Source organism: Kitasatospora sp. NPDC043950 (assembly GCF_056435345.1).
The window spans coordinates 1-6,015 of sequence record NZ_JBWKER010000117.1; the positions used below are offsets into that span (position 1 = coordinate 1).

Annotated in this window: 5 protein-coding genes; 4 read left to right on the plus strand and 1 reads right to left on the minus strand. The window is 72.7% G+C overall.

Features of this window, described 5'->3' with window-relative positions; genetic code table 11:
• Positions 1 to 227 precede the first annotated feature (227 nt).
• The 3 genes from AC07BF_RS37440 to AC07BF_RS37450 all read left to right on the plus strand — a co-directional run bounded on the left by AC07BF_RS37440 (position 228) and on the right by AC07BF_RS37450 (position 3,483).
• A complete protein-coding gene (locus tag AC07BF_RS37440) occupies positions 228 to 986 on the plus strand; it encodes a sulfite exporter TauE/SafE family protein (protein WP_363589448.1) in 759 nt (252 codons plus the stop codon).
• 141 nt (positions 987 to 1,127) lie between these two features.
• A complete protein-coding gene (locus AC07BF_RS37445; RefSeq protein WP_400807605.1) occupies positions 1,128 to 1,433 on the plus strand; it encodes a 4a-hydroxytetrahydrobiopterin dehydratase in 306 nt (101 codons plus the stop codon).
• A 94-nt stretch (positions 1,434 to 1,527) separates the two neighbouring features.
• Complete coding sequence (locus AC07BF_RS37450) at positions 1,528 to 3,483, plus strand: outer membrane protein assembly factor BamB family protein (protein WP_478334584.1); 1,956 nt, start codon at positions 1,528 to 1,530, stop codon at positions 3,481 to 3,483.
• A 34-nt stretch (positions 3,484 to 3,517) separates the two neighbouring features.
• Here AC07BF_RS37450 and AC07BF_RS37455 read toward each other — a convergent pair whose 3' ends face one another.
• Positions 3,518 to 4,060 carry an HNH endonuclease gene (locus AC07BF_RS37455; RefSeq protein ID WP_063349641.1) on the minus strand — a complete coding sequence of 181 codons (543 nt, stop codon included), beginning with the start codon at positions 4,058 to 4,060 and terminating at the stop codon, positions 3,518 to 3,520.
• 290 nt (positions 4,061 to 4,350) lie between these two features.
• On the opposite strand from AC07BF_RS37455, the gene tyrS reads away from it, so the two are divergent.
• Positions 4,351 to 5,622, plus strand: a complete 1,272-nt coding sequence (gene tyrS, locus AC07BF_RS37460) for a tyrosine--tRNA ligase (RefSeq protein ID WP_363633579.1) — start codon at positions 4,351 to 4,353, stop codon at positions 5,620 to 5,622.
• Positions 5,623 to 6,015: the final 393 nt, after the last annotated feature.

Here is a 6,015-nt window from a genome sequence, read left to right on the forward strand (position 1 = left end):
CCCCCCCCCCCCCCCCCCCCCCCCCCCCCCCCCCCCCCCCCCCCCCCCCCCCCCCCCCCCCCCCCCCCCCCCCCCCCCCCCCCCCCCCCCCCGGCGTGTGGCGGTCGTGGCGGTCGTGGCGTGTGGCGGTCGTGGTGGTGCGTGTCCCGAATCGTGGGCGGCCCTGGTCCGACCGGTGGGCCGTCCGGCATGATCCCCCCGGACAGGACCGAGAGGAGAGGTGACCCATGACGCTCTGGGAGGGCATCGCCGTCCTGGTGGCGGGCGTCGGCGCCGGGATGATCAACGTGATCGTCGGCTCCGGCACGCTGATCACGTTCCCGGTGCTGCTCGCCATCGGGATTCCGCCGGTCACCGCCAACGTCTCCAACACCTTCGGCCTGGTGCCCGGTTCGCTCAGCGGCGTGATCGGCTACCGCCGCGAGCTGGCCGGCCAGGGCCACCGGCTGCTGCGCCTGGGCACCGCCTCACTGCTCGGCGGACTGGTCGGCGCGCTGCTGCTGATCAGACTGCCGAACGGCGCCTTCGACGCGATCGTCCCGGTACTGATCCTGCTCGCCCTCGTCCTGGTGGTGATCCAGCCCAAGGTCGCCAAGGCGGTCGCCGCCCGCCGCCGCCCCGACGGGGACCCGGACGGCGGCCTGCTGCTGTTCGTCGGCGTCTTCCTCACCGGCATCTACGGCGGCTACTTCGGCGCCGCGCAGGGCGTCCTGCTGCTGGCGCTGATGGGCATGCTGCTCCAGGAGGACCTGCAGCGGATCAACGCCGTGAAGAACGCGCTGGCGATGGTCGTCAACGGCGTCGCCGCGCTGTTCTTCCTGTTCACCTCCACCGTCAACTGGGCGGCCGCCGGCCTGATCGCGGCGGGCTCGCTGGTCGGCGGCCTGCTCGGCGCCAAGGTCGGCCGCCGCCTGCCGCCGGTCGCGCTGCGCGGGATCATCGTGGTGGTCGGCCTCGCTGCGGTCACCAAACTGCTGCTGAGCTGATGAGCTGAGCATCCGTCGGGGGACGCCCGCCGGGGGCTGCCCGTCAGCGGCTGTGTCGTCCGGTGCGGAGGGCCCCGGCTCGGTATGTTCCTCGCAGTGCACGCCGGACCGGACGACGAGACGACGAACGGAAGAGCTTCGATGAGCAGCAGGGCACGGCTGAGCGAGGACGAGATCACGGCGGCCCTGGCCGCACTGCCGCGGTGGACCAGGGAGGGCGACAGCATCGTCCGCGTGGCCGACGCCCCCGACTTCCCGGCGGCGATCCGGGTGGTCGTCGCCGTCGCCGAACAGGCCGAGGCGCTCGGCCACCACCCCGACGTCGACATCCGCTGGCGCACCCTGCGCTTCGTCCTCTCCACCCACAGCGCGGGCGGGCTGACCGGCCTGGATTTCACCCTGGCCGCCCGCATCGACGAGGCGCTGAAGGCCGAGTCCGCGGGCTGACCTCCCCGACCCCCCGAGGCCGGGGCGGCGCGCTCGAACGGGCGTGAGATGCTGACTGCCGCATCGGCAGGCGGCTCGGGAGGGACGGGAACGGATGGCGCAGGAGCCCTTCGGAGACGCCCAGCAGCAGCCGTGGTACCCCCAGGGCCGGCAGGCCTGGCCGGTCGGCGGGCACCAGGAGCCGCAGCCGCAGGACCACCCGCAGCAGGAGTACTGGCAGACGGCGGCGGGCTACGGCCAGGGCGGGTACGGGCAGGGCTCGCCGTACGGACAGGACCCGCGCCAGGACGGGCAGGACGCGCAGTACGGACAGGACCCGCAGTACGGGCAGACCGGCTACGCCCAGGCTGGGTACGCCGAGACCGGGTACGCCGAGGGCGGCTACGTCCAGGGCGGCTACGCCGAGGGGCAGTACCAGCAGTACCAGCCGTACCCGGATCATGGGCAGCAGCAGTACGCGCCGTACGCCGTCCCGGAGCAGCCTGCGGGGGAGGGGCTGTACGTCCCGGTGGGGGCGGAGTACTCGGCCGACGGGTACGTGCACATCGAGGACGCCGAGCCCGTTCCGGTGGAGCCGTCCACGGAGCCGGAGCCCGAGCCGGACACGACGCCCGAGGCCGTGCCCGTCGCGCCGTCGCGGGCTGCCGCCCGTCGGGGCAGGTCCCCGAAGGCAGGCTCCTCGACGGCGGGCTCTTCGCTCTCGGCCAGGGCCCGCGCCGCCGCCGGGGCGGTGCTCACCGGCGAGCACGTGCCCAGCCGGCGGACCCTGCTGGTGCGCACCGGCGCCGGGGTGGCCGCGCTGGGCGTGCTGGTCGCGGCCGGTCTGATGGTCGGGGCCGAGGGCGGCGGCAGCGCGGCCGCGAGCAGCGGCGGGGAGCCCGGTTTCGCCGTCGCGCACACCAAGGTGTGGTCCGCCCAGCCCGCCGCGTCCGGGTCGCCGGGTGACGACACGCTGGTCGGCAGCTGGCTGCTGGCCGATGCGGTGGTCCGCGCCGACGCCGCCGGCGTGCGGGCCTACGACCTCGCGGCCGGCAAGCCCGTCTGGTCGGTCGAGCCACCGGCCGCCGGGGCCGTCCCGTGCGGGCTGTCGGCGGGGGTCAACCAGGCGGGGCTGGGCGCGGTGCTGTTCCGGGCCCAGGCCGACCCGAAGAGCCCGTGCACGCTGGTCGCCGCCGTGGACACCAAGACCGGCAAGACCGCGTGGACGAAGACCGTCTCGGACGCCAAGGGCGCGTACGGCGCGCGGATCGGCGTCACCGAGGACAAGGTGATCGCGGTCGGCGACGACCGGGCGGTCGCCTGGGAGTCCGCGGACGGCAAGGACGTCTGGCAGTACACCGGTCAGGGCAAGTTCTGCACCCTGTCCGGCGGCGTGACCGGCAAGACCGTGCTGGTCGCCTCCTCCTGCGCCGACTCGACCCCCGCCGACCAGGCCGTCGCACTGAACACGGCGGACGGCAAGGTCAGTTGGTGGCGCGGCCTGAACAACCGGCCGAAGACGGTGACCGTGCTGTCCGCCGAGCCGTCCGTCGTCCTCACCACGGGCGAGAAGCCGGAGGACGACCGGGTGTTCTCCTGGGGCGCGGGCGGGGACCCGGCCGCCGAGATCCCGGTGGTCGGCGACGGCGGCCGGCTGGACGTCGGCCACGGCACGTTCTCGGCCACGCCCGAGGTGTTCTTCCAGAACCGCACGATGGTCACCACGCTCGTCCCGGCGAACGGCGGCGGACCGGCCGCGGCGGTCGGTTACGACCTCGACACCGGTAAGCAGCGCTGGAAGGCGCCGACCGCCGCCAAGGGCACCGTCCGGGCGGTCGGCGTCGACGGCGGCGCGCTCGTGCTCGCCGCCGACGAACGCCGAGACCAGCCCGCCCGCCTCAGCCGGTTCCCGCTGGCCGGCGGCCAGGAGGCGACCGGAGGTAACTTCCCCCAGGGCACCGGTTCGCTGCTGGTCTCCGGGCGGGTGCTGATCGGCGGCGGGCGGGTGGTCGTGATGCCCGAGCACTCGGCCAACTACGGCACGGCGGCGGGCTACCAGGCGAAGGGTTAGCCCGGGCCCCGTAGGGCGCGGCTCGTGGCGGCGCTCACGCGGCCGGGACGGCTGTCGGAGCGGGCTGGCCCGGCACGGCCGGCAGCCAGTCGGCCAGCTCCCGGGCCTCCGAGCCGCGCAGGCCGAGCGCCAGCATGAGGGTGGCCTGCGGGGTCGGCACGAACGGCCGGCGCAGCAGCCTCATCCCGGCCTGTTCGGGTGTCCGGTCCGCCTTGCGCTGGTTGTCCTCCGGGCACGCGGCCACGGTGTTCAACCAGCTGTCCTCCCCACCGCGCGACCTGGGCTGCAGGTGGTCCACCGTGGTGGCCCGCCGCCCGCAGTACGCGCACAGGTGCTGGTCCCGGGCCAGGACACCCCGCCGCGACCACGGCGCCTGTTGTCGGAACGGCACTCTCACGTAGCGCTGAAGCCTGATCACCCGGGGCACCGGGATGCTGACGCCCGTCCCCCGGACCGTGCGCAGCGGATGCGCCTGCTCCACCACCGCCTTGTCCTGGAGCACCAGGACGACGGCGCGCTGGAGCGACACCGTCGTCAGGGGCTCGTAGCTCGCGTTCAGAACCAGCGTGTTGCGCACTCGGCACACCCTTCCCGCGGGCGTGCCACGGCGGCACGACCGTCTCCACACACGTCACTGCCGCCGCACGGCGGTGACACCACTCTGAACGGGCCCACAGCCGACGAACAACGGAATTTCCGGTATCGGGCAGGCGCCGGAGCGGCCGGGGGAGGACTGCGGCACGACGCTCGGGGAAAACCCGCTGGCCCCGACCGCGTAGGCTCTACCACGCTGGAGTCGCACCGACCCGGGGTCCGAGAGAACGGGCCGCCACCGGGCGGGCGCCCGATCGAAGGAGAAGCGTGACCGTGACGGACATCGTCGACGAGCTGCGGTGGCGGGGGCTGATCGCCCTGTCCACCGACGAGGACGCACTGCGCAAGGCGTTCGCGGACGGCCCGGTCACGTTCTATTGCGGCTTCGACCCGACGGCCCCCAGCCTGCACCTCGGCAACCTCGTGCAGATCCTCACCATGCGCCGCATCCAGCAGGCGGGAAACCTCCCGCTCGGCCTGGTCGGCGGGGCCACGGGCCTCATCGGTGACCCGAAGCCCACCGCCGAGCGCGTCCTCAACGACCCCGAGACGGTGGCCGGCTGGGTCGAGCGGCTGCGGGGCCAGATCTCGCGCTTCCTCGATTTCGAGGGCCCCTACGCGGCGCGCATGGTCAACAACCTGGACTGGACGTCCGGGATGTCGGCCATCAGCCTGCTGCGCGACGTGGGCAAGTACTTCCGCGTCAACAACATGATCGCCAAGGAGGCCGTCGCCCGACGGCTCAACTCCGACGCGGGTATCAGCTACACCGAGTTCAGCTACCAGATCCTGCAAGGCATGGACTACCTGGAGCTGAACCGCCGCTACGGCTGCACCCTGCAGACCGGTGGCAGTGACCAGTGGGGCAACCTGACCGCCGGCACGGACCTGATCCGCAAGGCCGACGCCAAGTCCGTGCACGCGCTGGCCACGCCGCTGATCGTCAAGGCCGACGGCACCAAGTTCGGCAAGACCGAGTCCGGCACGGTCTGGCTCGACCCCGAGCTGACCACCCCGTACGCCTTCTACCAGTTCTGGCTGAACGCGGACGACCGGGACGTCCCCAACTTCCTGCGGATCTTCAGCTTCCGCTCGAAGGAGGAGATCGAGGAGCTGGAGCGCGAGACCACCGAGCGCCCCGCCGCCCGCCTCGCCCAGCGAGCCCTCGCCGAGGAGCTCACCACCCTCGTCCACGGCGCCGAGCAGTACGAGCGCGCGGTCGCCGCGTCCAAGGCGCTGTTCGGCCAGGGCGACCTCGCCGACCTGGAGGCGCCGACCCTGGCCGCCGCCCTGGCCGAGGTCCCGAAGGCCGAGGTGGCCGAACTCCAGTCGGTGGTCGACCTGTTGGTCGCCGTCGGCCTCGCACCGAGCCGTTCGGCCGCCCGCCGCACGGTCAAGGAGGGCGGCGCCTACCTCAACAACGTCAAGGTGACGGACGAGGAAGCGGTGCCGGCCGAGGCCGACCTGCTGCACGGTCGCTGGCTCGTACTGCGCCGCGGCAAGCGCAACCTGGCGGCGGCGGAGCTGGTTCCGGCTACGGTGTGACCGAAACACGACGCCGCTGAGCTGCGGCTTCGACATACGAGGGCGGGATCCAGCCGGATCCCGCCCTCGGTGTTTGACGATGTCGTCCGGGTGGCCTAGTGTTGAACGAGTCGCTGATGCGGCCATCCCACTCCGCAGGACCCACCCTCACCTCGATACCCATTGACATGGGTTTGTTGGCGTTCCCGTCAACCGTGGCGAGTGTGAATTTCGGGTGACAACCGAAATGCGCTAATGTGGAGGCCGTCGCGGAAAGCGGCCCGACCAGTTCGGGAAATCGGATGAATGAAACTCCGGAAAACGGAGCGGAAAACATCTGGTAAGCTGGAAACACGAAAGAACGAAGCGCCCGGAGGGCCCGCTGGAAGGCGGTCCGAAGGAAGTGTCCGTTCC